Below are 17,547 nucleotides of genomic sequence, written 5' to 3'. Positions count from 1 at the left end.
CCGCGTACAGCAGGGCGTATCGGTGTCAGCCGTTGAACGGCTCGGCCGCCAGGATCTTCACCGAGGCCTTCTTGCCGTTGGGCAGCTCGTACTCGGCGTCCTCGCCGACCTTCTTGCCGTTCACGCCGGAGCCGAGCGGCGACTGCGGCGAGTACGTCTCGAAGTCGCCCGACGCGTATTCGCGCGAGGCCATCAGGAACTGCAGGGTGTCGTCCTCGTCGCCGTCGAAGGCGATCGTGACGAGCATGCCGGGGGCCACCACGCCGTCCGCGGCGGGGGCCTCGCCGACCTTGGCGTGCTCAAGGAGCTGGGTCAGCTGGCGCACCCGGAGCTCCATCTTGCCCTGCTCCTCCTTGGCCGCGTGGTACCCGCCGTTCTCCCGGAGGTCACCCTCCTCACGGGCCGCCGCGATCTTTACGGCGATCTCCGTGCGCGCGGGACCAGACAGGTACTCCAGCTCGGCCTTGAGCTGGTTGTACGCCTCCTGGGTCAGCCAGGTGACGTTGTCGCTGGTCTGGGTCACAGGTGCTCCTCGTCGGTACTGGGAAATACAAAGCATCGCCCTACCCCCAAGCATGTGCCTTGATGGGTGGGCGAAACCACGAGCCTAACAATTCAGGCGCCGTAGGGGGAGGACATAAACCGCTAGAACTTCATCAACGCAGGTCAGGACCGCTGCGTTGTCAACCGCGATCAGTAAGTTGATCAGGAGGACGGTCAGTGGGTTGACCGGTGGCCCGGGCCGTACGAGCCGCCGGGATCAGTCGGACTGGCAGCTGACGAGGTCGGCGGCCGTCGCCCGCGAGGTCGTGGTGATCGTGACGACCTTGTCGACCTGCTTGACCGGCTCGTCGAACCGGAAGTCCGCCCGGCCCACGTCGTCGCCGCTGGTCTGCTGGGCGCGCAGGGTGCAGGTGCCCTTGGCGTCCTTGTCCTTGCGGACCTCCAGGTGCACCTCGACCGAGGTGTCCGAGACCACCTTGAACTTGATCACCTGCGCGGAGAGCGACTGCCCGCCCACGTAGTCGTAACCGATCCAGCCGATCACGCCGAGCAGCACGACCCCGAGCACCGAGCCGGCGATCTTCAGCTTGCGGTCCGCGCGCTCGTCCGCCGAGCGCCCGTAGCGCCCCTGGGGAAGCTGCTCGCGAACAGCGGCCATGATCGTCCTCCTGCTGGTGGGGGTCTCCGGAATTTTCCGCCCCCCGATTCGGTCACTATAGAAGCCGCCCATTGCGCCGATCACAGAGGGCGCCGAATTCACTTACTGAGTCACCGAGGATCGAGTCTTGACTGAGCAGCTGCGACTGATGGCCGTCCACGCCCACCCCGACGACGAGTCGAGCAAGGGCGCGGCCACCATGGCGAAGTATGTGTCCGAGGGGGTGGACGTGCTGGTCGTGACCTGCACGGGAGGCGAGCGAGGCTCCATCCTCAACCCCAAGCTCCAGGGCGACAAGTACATCGAGGAGCACATTCACGAGGTCCGCAAGCGGGAGATGGACGAGGCGCGCGAGATCCTCGGCGTCCGCCAGGAGTGGCTCGGTTTCGTCGACTCGGGGCTGCCCGAGGGCGACCCGCTGCCGCCGCTGCCCGAGGGCTGCTTCGCCCTGGAGGACGTGGACGTCGCCGCCGGCCGCCTCGTGCGGTCCATCCGCACCTTCCGTCCGCAGGTCATCACGACGTACGACGAGAACGGCGGCTACCCGCACCCCGACCACATCATGACCCACAAGATCACGATGGTGGCCTTCGAGGGCGCGGCCGACACCGAGAAGTTCCCCGAGGCCGAGTTCGGCCCGGCCTTCCAGCCGCGGAAGCTCTACTACAACCAGGGCTTCAACAAGCCGCGCACGGTCGCCCTGCACGAGGCGCTCCTGGCCCGTGGCATGGAGTCCCCGTACGGCGAGTGGCTGGAGCGCTGGAAGGAGTTCGAGCGCGCCGAACGCACGCTGACCACGCACGTTCCGTGCGCGGAGTTCTTCGAGATCCGGGACAAGGCGCTCATCGCGCACGCCACCCAGATCGACCCCGACGGCGGCTGGTTCCGCGTGCCGCTCGACCTCCAGAAGGAGGTCTGGCCGACCGAGGAGTACGAGCTCGCGAAGTCGCTCGTGGACACTTCCCTCCCCGAGGACGACCTCTTCGCGGGCGTACGCGACAATGCCTGATATGAGCGCAAGCCTCGCAATGACGCACATGGTCCCGCTGGCCGCCGAGATCAACAACGACAAGGTGACGCCCGGCGTCCTCGGCTTCATCGTCTTCGCCGCCCTCGCGCTTGGCGTGTGGATGCTGATGAAGTCGATGAACCGGCACATGGGAAAGGTCGACTTCGAGGAGGCCCCGGACCCGTCCGCGGCGCCCCCGGCGGCCGCCCCGGGCAAGGGCGCACCGAAGAACGCCTGACCCTCAGGGTCCGCTGAGCGCCGCCGCCGCGCCCGTTCAGGGGCCCGGCGGCGGGCGCTGTCGGCCGCCGCCGACCTCAGCGCCCGGCCTTCACCGGCACCCCCATGACCTCCCGGGCGTGCCGGTCCGGGACCATGCCCAGATGCCAGGCCTGCCAGCCGGCCTCCAGGGAGATGCCGCGCTCCAGCATGAGCGCGAAGGCCTCCGCGCAGTCCTCCAGCTTCCTGTCGCGGGAGCCGTGCCGGGCGCGAATCAGCTGGGCCACCTCCTCCTGGGCGACCGCCGTGCCCACCTCCACCCCGCCCGCGCCCGCGTACGGCAGCAGCGTGCAGCGCAGGAAGCGGGCCCAGTCACCGCCGCGCCGGTCGTCGTACGAGGCGAACAGCGCGGTCGCCTCGTCGCACAGGGCGAGCGCCGGGCCCGGGCGGTTGTTGCCCGCGTCGATCAACGCGAGTTCCAGGCAGGTCCAGGCCTCGCCGTGCGCCACCCCGATGCGGTGGAAGTCGGCGCGCGCGTCGACCAGGAGCTGGCGGGCGAAGCCGGAGTTGCGCAGGTTGCCGGTCTGGGCGGCGCGCTGGTCGCGGGTGACCCGGCCCGAGTGGTGGCGGGCGCAGGCGAGCCCGTACACGTCGCGCATGCGGGAGAACATCGTGCGGGCCCGCTCCAGCTCGCGCACCGCCTGGTCGCGGTCGCCGCGCTCCTCCAGGGCCTGGCCCAGGTAGTACAGCGTCCAGGCCTCGCCGCGCGCGTCCTCCTGCTCGCGGTGGCGCGACAGGGCCTGGCGGAGCTGGTCGACCGCGGCCGACGCGTCGCCGTCGACGAGGCGCGCCCGGGCCAGCTGGGTCATCGCCCAGGCCTCGCCGCGGCCGTCGCGCGTGCGCCCGTACATGTCGAGCGCGGTACGCAACTCGTCCTCGGCGCGCGGGACTTCGCCCATTCGCAGATACAGCTGGCCGAGCTGGAAGTGCGTCCAGGCCTCGCCGTGCAGCGACTCGTTCTCGCGGTGCAGGGCGAGCGCGGTGGCGAGCAGGGTCAGCGCGCCGGCCAGGTTCGCGCGGTCGCGCTCGACCGCCGCGAGCGCGTGCAGCGACCAGGCGCGGTCGCCGGACAGCTCCTCGCCGGACTGGAGGTCGATGGCCTCGCGAAGCCGGGCCGCCGCCTCGGTCAGGTTGCCCTGGTGGTGCAGGGTGATGCCGAGTGAGCACAGCGCGAGAGCCTGGCCCGCGTCGTGCTGGGCCTCGCGGTAGAGGTTGACCACGGACGACAGCGTCGTACGCGCCGTGTCGAGCTCGCCGAGCTGGCGGGCCGCGATGCCGGTGCGCCACTGCACGGAACGGACGAGCAGCCCTTGGTCGACGGCCTGGGTCAGCTCGCTGATCTCGCCCAGGCGGTAGAGGTCGCCGCGCAGCAGGCAGTAGTCGCACAGCGCGCCGAGCAGGCTGAGGACGGCCTCCTGGTCGACGCCCTCGGCCTGCCGCAGGGCGGCGGTGATGAAGCTCGACTCGTCGTCCAGCCAGCGCAGCGCCGCCTCCAGGGACGGGAAGCCGTGCCCGCCGAACTGGCCGGCCCGCGTCGACATCTTGCCGTCGACCATGCGGCCCACCGCGTCGGCGAGCTCCGCGTAGTTGCGGATGAGGCGCTCCTGCGCGGCCACCCGCTCGGCCTGCTCCTCCTCGTCGGCGAGGCGGGCCTCGGCGAAGGACCGTACGACGTCGTGCAGCCGGTAGCGGCTGCCCCGCACGTGGTCGATGAGCCCGGCCGTGGCAAGCGCCGAGAGCTGGCGCTGGGCCTCCTGCTCGTCGGCGGCGAGCAGCGACGCCGCGGCCGCCGCCCCGAGCGAGGCCCGGCCCGCGAGCGCCAGACGGCGAAGGAGGCGGCGGGCGGGCTCGGACTGGTCGGTGTAGCGCAGCCACAGGGCCCGCTCGGCGGGCGCCACCGGGCCGTACGCCGCGAGGTCGGCGGCCAGGGCCCGTGCCGAACGCGGGCCGAGCGAGGACCCGGCGATGCGCAGCGCCAGCGGGAGCCCGCCGCACAACTGCCGTACCAGCTCGGTCGATTCGGCGTCGTAGGGGCCGGACTCCTTCTCCCCGGCGGACTCGCGGAGCAGCTCCTCGGCGCCCGCCGCGTCCAGCGGCTCGACGGGCAGCTGGTGCACCCACGCGGGGAAGTCGGCGGGCAGGTCTAGCGGCTTGGAGGAGGTGACGAGAACCAGGCCCTCGGAGCGCTGCGGCACCAGCGTGCGGACCTGCTCGGCGTCGTCGGTGTCGTCCAGTACGACGGTGACCGCGAGGCCCGTCAGATGCTGGTGGTAGAGCTCGGCGAGGCGGCGCACCTGCTGTTCGGGCGACGACCTCTCGCGGAACAGGAGCTGTTCGCGGGGCGCGCCGAGCCGGTTGAGCAGGTGAAGCAGTGCGTCCCGGGTCGGCAGTGGGCCCTCGCCCGACAGGCCGCCGCCGCGCATGTCGACCAGGCACGCGCCGCGGAACTGGTCGCGCAGCCCGTGCGCCGCCCGCAGCGCGAGGGTGCTGCGGCCCGAGCCCGGCGGGCCGTGCAGGACCACGACCACCGGGCGGGTCTCCGTCGAGGCGCGGGCCGCCTGCACCCACTGGCCGATCCGCGCCAGCTCCGCCCGGCGCCCCGCGAACGGGCCCTGGGGGTCGGGCAGATGGCCGAACGACTGCTCAAGCACCGATCGGCGGCGGGCCGCCGCGCTCTTGTCCGTGCCGCGCAACTGCGTCGGCACCTTCTTCTGAGGCGGCTTGGGGCTCACCGCCCGCTGCTGGTCCAGGAACGGCCGGATGCCCCGCACCTCAAGGGCCGTCAGCCACTGGAGGCGCAACTGCTCCAGGCCGCCCGGCTGGCCGAGCGCCCCGGCCCGGCGGTGCGCGGCCGGCACGTGCGAGGCCGTCACCTTGGCGACCGTCCCCGCGGCCCCGGCCACCGCCACGGCCGCCCCGGTGCCCACCGCGCCGCCCGCGCCGACGCCGAGCGCGATGTCGACGGCCACGGCGGCGACAGCGCCAAATCCCGTGGCCAGTAAGCCGGTTGGGCCGCCGTCGCGTTTGAATCGCTTCCCGAACGAGAGGTGCCCGGCCGCCGCCTCGTCCAGGGCGTGGGTGTAGGCCGCGTACTCCTCCGCGGCGCTCTGGGCCAGCGCGTCGAGCGCGCCCCGGCCCCGGGAGAGCAGCGCGCTCCCGTCGGACCGTCCGCCGGAGCGCCGTACCTCTTCCTCCACGGCGCGTACCAACAGCCGCTCGGCCTCGGCCCGATGGCTGTCCCGCATGTGCGTCCCCCTCCGAGAGCCCGTCGCCCGCCTGCGTCTCCAAGTGTCCAGGGTGACGCGCGTCGGCGCGAGGGAGTCGGCGGATCATCTCCCGTGTGGGGGAGTATGGGGTCATGCCGAACCGCCTCGCCCATGAGACGTCCCCCTATCTCCTGCAGCACGCCGACAACCCGGTCGACTGGTGGCCCTGGTCGCCCGAGGCCTTCGAGGAGGCCCGCGAACGCGGGGTTCCGGTGCTGCTCAGCGTCGGGTACAGCAGCTGTCACTGGTGTCATGTCCTCGCGCACGAGTCGTTCGAGGACGAGGTCACGGCGGCGTTCATGAACGAGCACTTCGTGAACGTGAAGGTCGACCGCGAGGAGCGGCCCGACGTCGACGCCGTCTACATGGAAGCGGTGCAGGCGGCGACCGGGCAGGGCGGCTGGCCCATGTCCGTCTTCATGACCCCGGACGGCGAACCGTTCTACTTCGGTACGTACTTCCCGCCCGAGCCCCGGCACGGCATGCCGTCCTTCCGGCAGGTCCTGGAAGGGGTCCAGGGCGCGTGGGCCAACCGGCGCGACGAGGTCGCCGACGTCGCAGGGAAGATCACCCGCGATCTGGCGGCCCGCGAACTGGACCACGGCACGGGCGGGCTGCCCGGCGAGGAGGAGCTCGCCCAGGCGCTGCTCGGAATCACCCGGGAGTACGACCCGGCGAGCGGTTGGCTCGGCAGCGGCGACACCAAGTTCCCGCCGAGCATGGTGATCGAGTTCCTGCTGCGCCACCACGCCAGGACCGGCTCCGAGGCTGCCCTGGAGATGGCCGAGGGCATGTGCGAGGCCATGGCGCGCTCCAGCCTCTACGACCAGCTGGGCGGCGGCTTCCACCGCTACGTACTGCGCCCGCGCCCGGGGGCCACCCTGGTGCCGCACTTCGAGAAGATGCTGTACGACAACGCCCTGCTGTGCCGGGTGTACGCGCACCTGTGGCGGGCCACCGGCTCCGACCTGGCACGCCGGGTCGCCCTGGAGACCGCCGACTTCATGGTGCGCGAGCTGCGCACCAACGAGGGCGGGTACGCCTCCGCGCTGGACGCCGACAGCGACGACGGTGCCGGGCACCATGTGGAGGGCGCGTTCTATGTGTGGACGCCCGAGCAGCTCACCGAGGTCCTGGGCGAGCGGGACGGCGAGGCGGCGGCCCGGCACTTCGGGGTGACGGAGGAGGGCACGTTCGAGGAGGGCGCGTCTGTCCTCCAACTCCCCTCCGATGGTGGTGAGTTGGGTGCCGGTCTGGCGGATCGGCTGCTGGCCGCGCGTGAGCTGAGGGAGCGTCCGGGGCGGGACGGCAAGCTGGTGGCCGCCTGGAACGGCCTGGCCGTCGCGGCCCTTGCCGAGGTCGGCGCGCTCTTCGACCGCCCGGACCTCGTCGAGCGCGCGACCGAGGCCGCGGACGTTCTCGTACGGGTCCACATGGACGCCCACGCCCGGCTCGCCCGCACCTCCAAGGACGGTCAAGTGGGTGCGAACAGCGGGGTGTTGGAGGACTACGCCGACGTCGCCGAGGGCTTCCTCGCGCTGGCCGGGGTGACGGGGGAGGGGGTCTGGCTGGAGTTCGCCGGCTTCCTGCTCGACATCGTCCTGGACCAGTTCGTCGGCGAGCAGGGTGTCCTCTACGACACGGCGCACGACGCGGAGAAGCTGATCCGGCGTCCCCAGGACCCGACGGACAACGCGACGCCCTCCGGGTGGACGGCCGCGGCTTCGGCCCTGCTGTCGTATGCCGCGCACACGGGGTCCTCGGCGCACCGGGAGGCGGCGGAGGGGGCGCTGGGGGTGGTCCGGGCGCTCGGGCCGCGGGCACCGCGGTTCATCGGGTGGGGGCTTGCGGCGGCCTCCGCCGCGCTGGACGGGCCGCGGGAGGTCGCGGTGGTGGGTGCCCCCACCGACCCGCGGACGGGGGCGCTGCACCGTACGGCGCTGCTGGCGTGTGCGCCGGGGGCGGTTGTGGCGGTGGGGGCGCCGGGGGGAGCGGAGTTCCCCCTCCTGGCGGACCGGCCGCTGGTGGACGGCGCTCCGGCGGCGTATGTGTGCCGGCGGTTCACCTGCGAGGCGCCGGTGACATCGGCGGACGCGCTGGCGGAGGCCCTGAGTTAGTCCCCCGGCGGGCTGCGCCGGGGCTCCGCCCCAGGGCCTCAGGTGGGCTGCGTGCCCAGGGGCAGGCCATCGCTCAGCGTGTTCATCGTTCGGGCGATCAGGTCGAGGAGGTCGTCCTCGTGGTTGCGCTCCGCCCAGTACACCGTCGTCTCGTGGAGCGCCCCGAGCACCGCCATCGCGAAGACCCGAACCTCCAGGTCCACCCCGTCGCGCCCCGTCCGCTCCGCCAGTACCTCGCACAACAACCGGCTCGTCGCGGCCACCGATTCCATCATGCGGGCCCGCAGCGCGGGCACCTCCGCGATCAGGCGGGTGCGCTGCAGGGTTTCGTCGCGGTCGTGCAGCAGCGAGAGCCGGACCGCCTCGGTGATGATGGCCCGCAGCGATTCCAGCGGGGGTTCCCCGGCCGGCCGGGACCGCAGCTCCCGCAGCATGATCGGGTCGAACTCGTCGGTCAGGACGATGTCTTCCTTGGTCGGGAAGTAGCGGAACACCGTCGAGGGGGAGACCTCCGCCGCCTCCGCGATCTGCTCGACCGTCGTGGCCTCGTACCCCTGCTCCGCGATCAGCCGGTACGTGGCCCGGCGGATCGTGGTGCGGGTCTTGATCTTCTTGCGTTCGCGCAGGCTCAGCTGCGGCTGGAGGCTCTCCGCGACCGAGTCGAGGGAAGCGGCGGCTGGGGTGCGGGAGGTGGCGGCCATGGTCGTCATTGTCCGGCATCGGGCGCGGCGGGTGCGACGTCGCCCGGCGCCGGACCTGCGGGTTCGGTCTTCGGGAGCAGGGCCGCGGCGAGCAGCGCGGTCACGAGGGCGGCCAGGAAGCAGACCAGCAGGACGACGCCCATGCCGTGCACGTACGAGGAGTCGGCGGTCGACAGGAGATGCGGGTCGCCGGTCTTCGCGGACACCAGGTGCGCCGCCACCACCGAGTCCGCGGCCGCGTGCGGCGACCCGGTCGGCAGCCCGTCCGCGTACACCCCGGCGAGCAGCGATCCGAGCAGGGCGATGCCGATGGCGCTGCCCACCTGACGCACCGTCATGAGGAGCCCGGAGCCGCTGCCCGCGCGGTCCGGGGGCAGGGTGTCGAGAGCCGCCGTCATCGCGGGCACCATCGCGAAGCCGAACCCGAGGCCGGCAAGCGCCAGCCACAGGGCCGTGAAGCCGTAGCCGTTTTCGACGCCGGTCCGGCTGCCGAGCAGCGCGGCGAAGGCGAGCACCACGAGTCCGGCGCTGATCACGCCGCGCGCCCCGAACCGCGCGGTCAGCGGTGCGACGCCCTTGGCCGCGAACATGAGCCCGCCCATCAGCGGCAGCATGCGGAGGCCGGTGCCGAACGCGTCGTTGCCCAGCACCGCCTGGAGATAGGGCGGCAGGACGAACATGAGGCCGGACAGGATGAACATCACCAGCGTCGCGGCGAGCGTGTTCAGCAGGAACGGCCGGTGGCCGAGCAGCTTGAGGTCCAGCATCGGGCGTGCGGCCCGCCGCTCCCGTATGACCAGAGCCGCGATCAGGACCGCGCCGCCACCCAGCATGGCGAGCACCAGGGGGCTGCCCCAACCCCGGTTCGGGGCCTCGATGATGGCGTAGATCAGTACCCCGAGCCCGGCCGCGGTGAGCGCGGTGGACAGGGCGTCGACCTTCGGGGACGCCGGGTCGCGGGTCTCGGGCAGCAGGAAGGCGCAGGCGGCTGTGCCGATGCCGACCATCGGGATGTTGATCAGGAAGACCGAGCCCCACCAGAAGTGGTTGAGCAGGAAGCCGCCGATGATCGGGCCGAGCGGCATGCCGAGCGCGGAGGCCGCGGTGACGATGCCCATCGCCTTGCCGCGCTCGTCCGGGGCGAACAGCGAGGGAAGGACCGCGAGGGCGAGCGGCATGACGAGCGCGCCGCCGATGCCCATGACCGCGCGGGCCGCGACGACCGGTTCGACGCTGCTCGCGAGCGAGCCCACGAGCGAGCCGGCCAGGAAGACACCGAGGCCGGTGATCAGCATCCGGCGCCGCCCGAACCGGTCGCCGAGCAGCCCGGCGGGCAGCATCAGCGCCGCGAACACGACGATGTACGCGTCGGCCATCCACTGCTGCTGGCCGGTGGTGGCGCCGAGCTGGGCGGCCATGGTCGGCAGCGCCACATTGAGGATCGTCATGTCGAAGCCGAGCACCAGCATGCTCGCGACCATCGCCCCGAGCGCCCACCAGCGCCGGGGGCCCGGGGCCTGAACGGTCGCGACGGCGGGCGCGGCGGCGCCGGTGACGGGTGTGGGCGGTGTGGTCATGGTCGGCCCCCGTGGGTGAGTTTCCGTTCGCGCGGTCATGCGTCCAGCGATTGGGACGCGGTGAGAGTCCCTCTCTTATGAGAGTAACTCTCAAAAGGTGGTTGGCGTCAATGGTTCGGGGAATGCCAAGAGCCCCCGGCGCTTTCGCGCCGAGGGCCCTTCGGGAGCCGGAGTGCGGGTCAGCCGTGCTGGTAGGCGACGAGCGAGATGCCCACGTAGTGGACGACGAACGCGGCCAGGGTCAGTGAGTGGAACACCTCGTGGAAGCCGAAGAAGCGCGGCGACGGGTTCGGGCGCTTGATGCCGTAGATCACGCCGCCCGCGCTGTAGAGCAGTCCGCCGACGATGACCAGGACGAGCACCGCGATGCCGCCGGCCCGCATGAAGTCGGGCAGGAAGAAGACGGCCGCCCAGCCCATCGCCAGGTAGCAGGGGGTGTAGAGCCAGCGCGGGGCGCCGATCCAGAACACCCGGAACGCTATGCCCGCCGCCGCGGCCGCCCACACCGCCCACAGCAGGACCCGGCCCGTGGAGTCCGGCAGCAGAAGCAGGGTGAGCGGGGTGTACGTCCCCGCGATGATGAGGAAGATGTTGGCGTGGTCGAGGCGGCGCAGGATCGCCTCCCCGCGCGGGCCCCAGTTGCCCCGGTGGTAGAGACCGCTGATCCCGAACAGCAGGCAGGCGGTCAGAACGTAGATCCCGCAGGCGATCCGCGCCTTGGTGGAGCCCGCGAGTGCGGTCAGCACCAGGCCCGAGATCAGTACGGCCGGGAACATCCCGGCGTGCAGCCAGCCGCGCATCTTTGGCTTCACCTGTTGTGTCACCGGGTCGATCGCGGGGGCCATCACCTGATCAGTCATGCTCCGCATGCTACCTACGGCCCCGTAAGTTACGGATAGGTACGGCCTGTCACCGAGCGTCCTTCGGCCGTCGGGTAAGTGAACGGCAAATGGCAGTTAAGAAGGCGGTAAGTGGTGATGCTCACGTGAGAGGCCCCCTGGACATATGGGCGAACGACGCGGAAGATCAGATGAGTGCGGTCGGCACCGGATGAGCGCCAAGAGGATCCACGGGGTCAAGCATCCGGGTCGCAGCCCCCACGGGGCGGCAATGAAGTAGTTCGTCAACCCGTCCAGAGACCCTCATCAAGGAGCGATCGTGGCGCGCGATATCGCGGCTCCCCTCTCAGCCCCCACCAAGCACCAGGAACTGATCTCGTGGGTCAACGAGATCGCGGAACTGACCCAGCCGGACAGTGTGGTCTGGTGCGACGGATCCGAGGCCGAGTACGAGCGCCTGTGCGGGGAGCTCGTCGCCAAGGGCACGTTCAAGAAGCTCGACGAGGCCAAGCGCCCCAACTCCTACTACGCCGCCTCCGACCCCCGCGACGTCGCCCGGGTCGAGGACCGTACCTTCATCTGCTCCGAGAAGGAGGAGGACGCGGGCCCGACCAACCACTGGAAGGCCCCGGCGGAGATGAAGGAGATCTTCGCCGGCGAGAAGGGGATCTTCCGCGGGTCGATGCGCGGGCGCACCATGTACGTCGTCCCCTTCTGCATGGGCCCGGTCGGCTCGCCGCTCTCCGCGATCGGCGTCGAGATCACCGACTCCGCCTACGTCGCCGTGTCGATGCGCACCATGACCCGCATGGGGCAGCGCGTCCTGGACGAGCTCGGCACCGACGGCTTCTTCGTGAAGGCCGTCCACACCCTCGGCGCCCCGCTGGCCGAGGGCGAGGCGGACGTGCCGTGGCCGTGCAACTCCACCAAGTACATCTCGCACTTCCCCGAGTCGCGCGAGATCTGGTCCTACGGTTCGGGCTACGGCGGCAACGCCCTGCTCGGCAAGAAGTGCTACGCGCTGCGCATCGCCTCCGTCATGGCGCGCGACGAGGGCTGGCTCGCCGAGCACATGCTCGTCCTCAAGCTGACCCCGCCGAGCGGCGAGCCCAAGTACGTCACCGCGGCCTTCCCGAGCGCCTGCGGCAAGACCAACCTCGCCATGCTGGAGCCGACGATCCCCGGCTGGAAGGTCGAGACCATCGGTGACGACATCGCCTGGATGCGCTTCGGCGAGGACGGCCAGCTGTACGCGATCAACCCCGAGGCCGGGTTCTTCGGCGTCGCGCCCGGCACCGGCGAGCACACCAACGCCAACGCCATGAAGACGATGTGGGGCAACTCCGTCTTCACCAACGTCGCGCTCACCGACGACGGCGACGTGTGGTGGGAGGGCATGACCGAGACGGCGCCCGCGCACCTCACGGACTGGAAGGGCAACGACTGGACGCCCGCCTCCGACACCCCGGCCGCCCACCCCAACGCCCGCTTCACCGTGCCGGCCGGGCAGTGCCCGATCATCGCGCCCGAGTGGGAGGACCCCAAGGGCGTGCCGATCTCGGCGATCCTCTTCGGCGGCCGCCGCGCCTCCGCGGTGCCGCTGGTCACCGAGTCCTTCGACTGGAACCACGGCGTCTTCCTCGGCGCGAACGTCGCCTCCGAGAAGACCGCCGCCGCCGAGGGCAAGGTCGGCGAGCTGCGCCGCGACCCGTTCGCGATGCTGCCGTTCTGCGGCTACAACATGGGCGACTACATGGCCCACTGGGTCAAGGTCGGCGCCAACGCCGATGCCGCCAAGCTGCCGAAGATCTACTACGTGAACTGGTTCCGCAAGAACGACGCGGGCAAGTTCGTGTGGCCCGGGTTCGGCGAGAACAGCCGCGTCCTGAAGTGGATCGTGGAGCGCCTCGAAGGCAAGGCCGAGGGCGTCGAGACCCCCATCGGCATCCTGCCGACGAAGGAGTCCCTGGACACCGACGGTCTGGACCTGCCCGAAGCCGACCTCGACTTCCTGCTCAAGGTCGACAAGGAGGTCTGGCGCGAGGAGGCGGCGCTGGTGCCCGAGCACCTCAACACCTTCGGCGACCACACGCCCAAGGAGCTGTGGGACGAGTACCGCGCCCTGGTGTCCCGCCTCGGCTGACCGCCCCGAAACCCCCTCCGGTCACGGCCGCCTGTCCTGGCCCGGCCGGAGGTGCCGCGGCGGGTCGGTTCGACATCCGCCCTGACCTGTGGGGTCACTCGTGACCCGCCGCGCATGAAGGCCGACCCCCGGAGTCCCCTCACGGCTCCGGGGGTCGGCCTTTTTTCTCGTACGTCAGCTCAACTGGTGTGCGCGGTACGGCAGTTGGGCGGATGAAACCCGGTTCAGTGGGAGTGTGGCACCCGGTCCGCAGACCTCCGCGGCTCGCGGACCGGGGCCGAACAGGGGCCGCTCAGGAGGCGGCGGTGAGGGCGCAGGCGGCCGCGTGGGCGTCCATGCGCTCCGCTGCCAGGATCGCGGCGGCGGTGTCGGCGCGCGAGGCGGCGACGAGAAGGGCGCGGCCCGCGAGGGCGTGGGCGCGCGTGTGGAGGGCGCCCGCGTCGGCCCGGCTGAGCCCCGCGTGGCGGACCGGCGGCAGACCGCCGCGCAGCCGGGCGACCTGTCGTGCGATGGCGTCTCCGGCCTCGGTGAGCCCGAGCTCGTCGGTGACGGCGAGCAGGGCGGAGAGGTGTCCGGCGAGCTGGATGTCCAGCTCTTCCTCGCGGGAGCGGTGCGGGATGCGGGCACTGTCGGCGGCCACCGTGCTGTGGACCGACTTGGTGCGGATCGGTTCGTACATGGGGATGGCCTCCTGAGTGTTTCAGGAGGCCATCCTAGCTTAGATTCTGTCTAAAGTTGAGTCGGGCCCAGATGGAGAGGCCGGGAGCCCCGGGAGCCGGGGGCCGGGTTACATCTGGCTGTAGCCGTCCAGGAAGTTCCCGATCCGCGTCACCGCGTCCGCCAGGTCCTTCGCGGACGGCAGCGTCACGATCCGGAAGTGGTCGGGCTCCGGCCAGTTGAACCCGGTCCCGTGCACCACCATGATCTTCTCGGCCCGCAGCAGGTCGAGCACCATCTGCCGGTCGTCCTTGACCTTGTAGACGTTCGGGTCGAGACGCGGGAACAGGTACAGCGCGCCCTTCGGCTTCACGCAGGTGACGCCGGGGATCTGCGTGAGCAGCTCGTACGCCGTGTCCCGCTGCTCCAGGAGCCGCCCGCCCGGCAGCACCAGCTGCTCGATCGACTGCCGGCCGCCGAGCGCGGTGGCCACCGCGTGCTGGGACGGCATGTTCGCGCAAAGGCGCATGTTCGCGAGGATGGTCAGGCCCTCGATGTACGAGGACGCGTGGGCCTTCGGCCCGCACACCGCCAGCCAGCCGGAGCGGTAGCCGGCCACCCGGTAGTTCTTCGAGAGGCCGTTGAAGGTCAGCACCATCAGGTCGGGCGCGATGACCGCGGTCGGGGTGTGGGTGGCGCCGTCGAACAGGATGCGGTCGTAGATCTCGTCCGAGCAGACGACCAGGTTGTGGCGGCGGGCGATCTCGGTCAGGCCGCGCAGCATCTCGTCGTCGTACACCGCACCCGTCGGATTGTTCGGGTTGATGATGACGATGGCCTTGGTGCGGTCGGTGACCTTGCGCTCGATGTCGGCGAGGTCCGGCATCCAGTCGGCCTGCTCGTCGCAGCGGTAGTGCACGGCGGTGCCGCCCGCGAGCGAGACCGAGGCCGTCCACAGCGGGTAGTCCGGCGCGGGGACCAGCACCTCGTCGCCGTCGTCGAGCAGCGCCTGCATCGACATCTGGATGAGCTCGGACACGCCGTTGCCGAGGTAGACGTCCTCGACGTCCAGCTCGATGCCCTTGGTCTGGTAGTGCTGCATCACCGCACGGCGCGCGGACAGCAGGCCCTTCGCGTCGCCGTAGCCGTGTGCGCCCGCGAGATTGCGGAGGATGTCCTCCAGGATCTCGGGCGGGCACTCGAAGCCGAAGGCTGCCGGGTTGCCGGTGTTCAGCTTGAGGATGCGGTGACCCTGCGCCTCAAGACGCATCGCCTCCTCAAGCACCGGGCCCCGGATCTCGTAACAGACATTGGCGAGCTTCGTCGACTGGATCACCTGCATGACCGCCACCTTACGGGCGTGTTTCGCGGGGTGCCTCGTGTTTTGGGGCCGGGTGGGTTTGGGGCGCTCGGTGTCGGCTTTCATCGCAATGTGGCGGGGTTGGGCGGGCCGGGGGAATGGGGGGCGTGGGGGGTGGGCTGGCTTGGAATGGGGGTGCGGGGTGGTGTGGGGTGAGATCTTCCCCACCCCGCCCCTTCCCGAGACCCTCCGGGGGTGGGGGGAGGGTGAAGGTTGGTTTCCTGGGGCTGCGCCCCAGACCCCCTGCGGGGACTTCGTCCCCTGCACCCCTCTCGGGGGCGGAGCCCCCGGACCCCCGTTCGCGCCTCAAGGGCCAGGGGGACCCCCATGACGGGCTGGCTATGCCCGCTCCGGCCGCACGCACAGCGCCGCCGCCCCCGTCAGCCACCCCAGGCCCAACCCCCACACCGCCCCGAACGCCGCGCCGATCGCCCCGTACAGCAGCCAGCCGGCCGGGCCCGACTCGACCATTCGGGCTGTCACCAGGCCGCGCCACAGGCCCGCGGTCGCCGCGCCCGCGATCAGGGCGGTCCAGCCCGCGAGGAGGCGGCGGGCGCGGCCTGCGGCCGGGTGGCGGCGCAGATGGCGGCGCATCCGCAGCACCGCCACCGTCACCAGGACCGCCGCCGCGAAGTCCTCGCACAGGAGCTGGGGCCAGCCCGTGCTCCCCAGTGGCACGGCACGTAGCGAGGGCAGGGCGAACGGCACCCCGAGGGCGGTCGGCACCAGGGCCATGCCCTCGTGCGCGGTGAACGCGGTCAGGACCGGGGTCAGGCCCAGGAGCAGTGCGAGCAGCAGGCAGACCCCGGCGACGGCGGCCACCGCCGGCTCGATTCCGGGCAGACGCACAGGCAGGCGCATGAGCTGACGCATGGGCGGACCTTAGGGCACGGAGCGAATGAACAGAAGATGCTGAACAAAACTCAACTACAGCTGTGAGCAGGGCTGTTGAAGGTGTGGCGGAGCCCTTAGAGTCCGGCCATGCGGCTACGGGCGATCAGGCGGACGGCGGCGGGCGCGGCACTGGCGGTGGCCGTCGCCCTTCTGGTGGTGGTCGGCCCGACCGGGGCGGGGTCCGCGCACACCGCCGCCGGGCACCGTTGGATCACCGACGACCAGGGCCGCGCCCTCGTCCTGACCGGTCTCAACACCGCGAGCAGCGCCAAGTCCCAGCCGGACGGCCTCCCTTGGATCAAGGAAGCCGACGTACAGCGCGAATCGGATGCGCTCGGCTCCGACTTCGTACGGTTCCTCATCCAGTGGCGCAACGTCGAGCCGAGGCCGGGGGAGTACGACGACGGCTACCTCGCGCGGGTCGCCGAGCGCGTGCGCTGGTACGGGGCGCGCGGCTACCGCGTGATGCTCGACCTGCACCAGGACGTGTACGGGCCGAAAGTGAAGGGCAACGGTGCGCCGGCTTGGGCGACCGAGAACGAAGGGCTGCCTGTCGCCGAGCAGGGCCAGTGGGAGCTCAAGTACATCGAGCCGGGGACGGTGCGGGCCTTCGACAACTTCTGGGGGACGAGGCGGGGCGGCCGCGATCTCCGGACGCACTACGCGGCCGCCTGGGCCCACGTCGCCGCGCGGTTCGCCGACGACCCGGCCGTCCTCGGCTACGACCTGATGAACGAGCCCTTCGGCGGCAGTGTCCAGGGCCCCGCCTTCGAGGCGGGGCCGCTCGCCGCCCTCTACCGCCAGACCATCGCCGCCATCCGCAAGGTCGACCACGACTCCTGGATCTTCGTCGAACCCGAGGCCGTCAGCGCCAACTGGGGCCTGCCGAGCGGACTTCCCTACCTCGCCGATCCACGCGGCGACGGGGAGGACGCCCGCATCGCGTACGCGCCGCACCTCTATCCCCTCCCGATGGACCTCGGCGGCGGCTACACCGGAGACGCCGAGAAGTGGGTGGACCGCACGCTCTCCTCCTGGCGCGAGCAGACCGAGAAGACCGCGCGGAGGCTCGGCGCCCCCGTCCTCATCGGCGAGTACGGCCTCGACACCACCCTCCCCGGTGCCCTGCGCTACGTGACCAAGGTGCGAGCCATGGCGGACGACATGGGCGCGGGCACGGCGTACTGGTCCAACGACCCCGGATCCTGGGCGCCTTGGGGACAGGGCCTCAAGCCCACCCCGCTGCTCCCGGTCCTGGACCGCCCGGAACCGAGAGCGATCGCGGGCGACCCCGTCGCGTACGCCTGGGGCGAGCCGAGCCGCACGCTGTCGGTGAGCTGGCGGCCCACGGAGGGGGTGCGCGGCGACACGGAGGTGTATCTGCCCGCCCGGTTCTTCCCCAAGGGTGGTGTGGTGGCGGGGGATGGGGCGACGGCCGGGGCGTGGGACCCCAAGTCCCGTACCCTGCACGTCACTTCAGGCGGGACGGGCCCGGTCTCGGTTCGGATCACCCCGAGGGTGTGAGCGGAGGCGGGACGTATTGAGC

14 protein-coding genes are annotated in these 17,547 nt (G+C 71.4%); 5 read left to right on the top strand and 9 right to left on the bottom strand.

Annotated features, from left to right (window positions below; genetic code table 11):
- Positions 1–25 precede the first annotated feature (25 nt).
- Positions 26–523, bottom strand: coding sequence for a transcription elongation factor GreA (gene greA / locus ACWC2B_RS31790; protein ID WP_450722697.1), 498 nt, complete (start codon positions 521–523; stop codon positions 26–28).
- A 237-nt stretch (positions 524–760) separates the two neighbouring features.
- Positions 761–1,162 (bottom strand): DUF4307 domain-containing protein, encoded by a 402-nt coding sequence (locus ACWC2B_RS31785; RefSeq protein WP_450722695.1) that lies wholly within the window; start codon positions 1,160–1,162, stop codon positions 761–763.
- A gap of 127 nt (positions 1,163–1,289) precedes the next feature.
- Between ACWC2B_RS31785 and mca the strand changes: the two genes are divergently transcribed.
- Both mca and ACWC2B_RS31775 read left to right on the top strand, forming a co-directional pair.
- Entirely contained in the window at positions 1,290–2,171 is an 882-nt protein-coding gene (gene mca / locus ACWC2B_RS31780; protein WP_450722693.1) for a mycothiol conjugate amidase Mca, read from the top strand.
- The gene (locus ACWC2B_RS31775) at positions 2,164–2,409 is read left to right on the top strand and encodes a hypothetical protein (protein ID WP_450722691.1); all 246 of its coding nucleotides are present in this window, start codon (positions 2,164–2,166) and stop codon (positions 2,407–2,409) included. The genes mca and ACWC2B_RS31775 overlap by 8 nt, the downstream gene beginning before the upstream one ends.
- A 76-nt stretch (positions 2,410–2,485) precedes the next feature.
- Here ACWC2B_RS31775 and ACWC2B_RS31770 read toward each other — a convergent pair whose 3' ends face one another.
- Entirely contained in the window at positions 2,486–5,692 is a 3,207-nt protein-coding gene (locus tag ACWC2B_RS31770) for a tetratricopeptide repeat protein (RefSeq protein ID WP_450722689.1), read from the bottom strand.
- A gap of 113 nt (positions 5,693–5,805) precedes the next feature.
- On the opposite strand from ACWC2B_RS31770, the gene ACWC2B_RS31765 reads away from it, so the two are divergent.
- Positions 5,806–7,830 (top strand): thioredoxin domain-containing protein, encoded by a 2,025-nt coding sequence (locus ACWC2B_RS31765; RefSeq protein ID WP_450722687.1) that lies wholly within the window; start codon positions 5,806–5,808, stop codon positions 7,828–7,830.
- A 38-nt stretch (positions 7,831–7,868) separates the two neighbouring features.
- Here ACWC2B_RS31765 and ACWC2B_RS31760 read toward each other — a convergent pair whose 3' ends face one another.
- From ACWC2B_RS31760 to trhA, 3 genes are all read right to left on the bottom strand, one after another.
- On the bottom strand, positions 7,869–8,531 hold the full coding sequence (locus ACWC2B_RS31760; RefSeq protein WP_450722685.1) for a TetR/AcrR family transcriptional regulator: 663 nt from the start codon (positions 8,529–8,531) through the stop codon (positions 7,869–7,871).
- 5 nt (positions 8,532–8,536) lie between these two features.
- A complete protein-coding gene (locus ACWC2B_RS31755) occupies positions 8,537–10,012 on the bottom strand; it encodes an MFS transporter (protein ID WP_450722774.1) in 1,476 nt (491 codons plus the stop codon).
- A 275-nt stretch (positions 10,013–10,287) separates the two neighbouring features.
- Entirely contained in the window at positions 10,288–10,977 is a 690-nt protein-coding gene (gene trhA, locus ACWC2B_RS31750; protein ID WP_450722683.1) for a PAQR family membrane homeostasis protein TrhA, read from the bottom strand.
- A gap of 289 nt (positions 10,978–11,266) precedes the next feature.
- Here trhA and ACWC2B_RS31745 point away from each other — a divergent pair, with 289 nt between their 5' ends.
- A complete protein-coding gene (locus ACWC2B_RS31745; RefSeq protein WP_450722681.1) occupies positions 11,267–13,090 on the top strand; it encodes a phosphoenolpyruvate carboxykinase (GTP) in 1,824 nt (607 codons plus the stop codon).
- Positions 13,091–13,382: 292 nt separating this feature from the next.
- Here ACWC2B_RS31745 and ACWC2B_RS31740 read toward each other — a convergent pair whose 3' ends face one another.
- The 3 genes from ACWC2B_RS31740 to ACWC2B_RS31730 form a co-directional block, all read right to left on the bottom strand.
- Entirely contained in the window at positions 13,383–13,769 is a 387-nt protein-coding gene (locus ACWC2B_RS31740; protein WP_450722679.1) for an SCO4983 family protein, read from the bottom strand.
- A gap of 108 nt (positions 13,770–13,877) precedes the next feature.
- The gene (locus ACWC2B_RS31735; protein WP_450722677.1) at positions 13,878–15,089 is read right to left on the bottom strand and encodes a pyridoxal phosphate-dependent aminotransferase; all 1,212 of its coding nucleotides are present in this window, start codon (positions 15,087–15,089) and stop codon (positions 13,878–13,880) included.
- A 357-nt stretch (positions 15,090–15,446) separates the two neighbouring features.
- Positions 15,447–15,980 (bottom strand): hypothetical protein, encoded by a 534-nt coding sequence (locus ACWC2B_RS31730; protein ID WP_450722675.1) that lies wholly within the window; start codon positions 15,978–15,980, stop codon positions 15,447–15,449.
- Between the two features lie 108 nt (positions 15,981–16,088).
- Here ACWC2B_RS31730 and ACWC2B_RS31725 point away from each other — a divergent pair, with 108 nt between their 5' ends.
- Positions 16,089–17,525, top strand: a complete 1,437-nt coding sequence (locus ACWC2B_RS31725; protein ID WP_450722673.1) for a cellulase family glycosylhydrolase — start codon at positions 16,089–16,091, stop codon at positions 17,523–17,525.
- Positions 17,526–17,547 lie beyond the last annotated feature (22 nt).

It is taken from the genome of Streptomyces sp. NPDC001415, from assembly GCF_053597395.1.
Note: the sequence above shows the minus strand (reverse complement) of the source record. Positions and strands in the feature narration are given on the sequence as shown.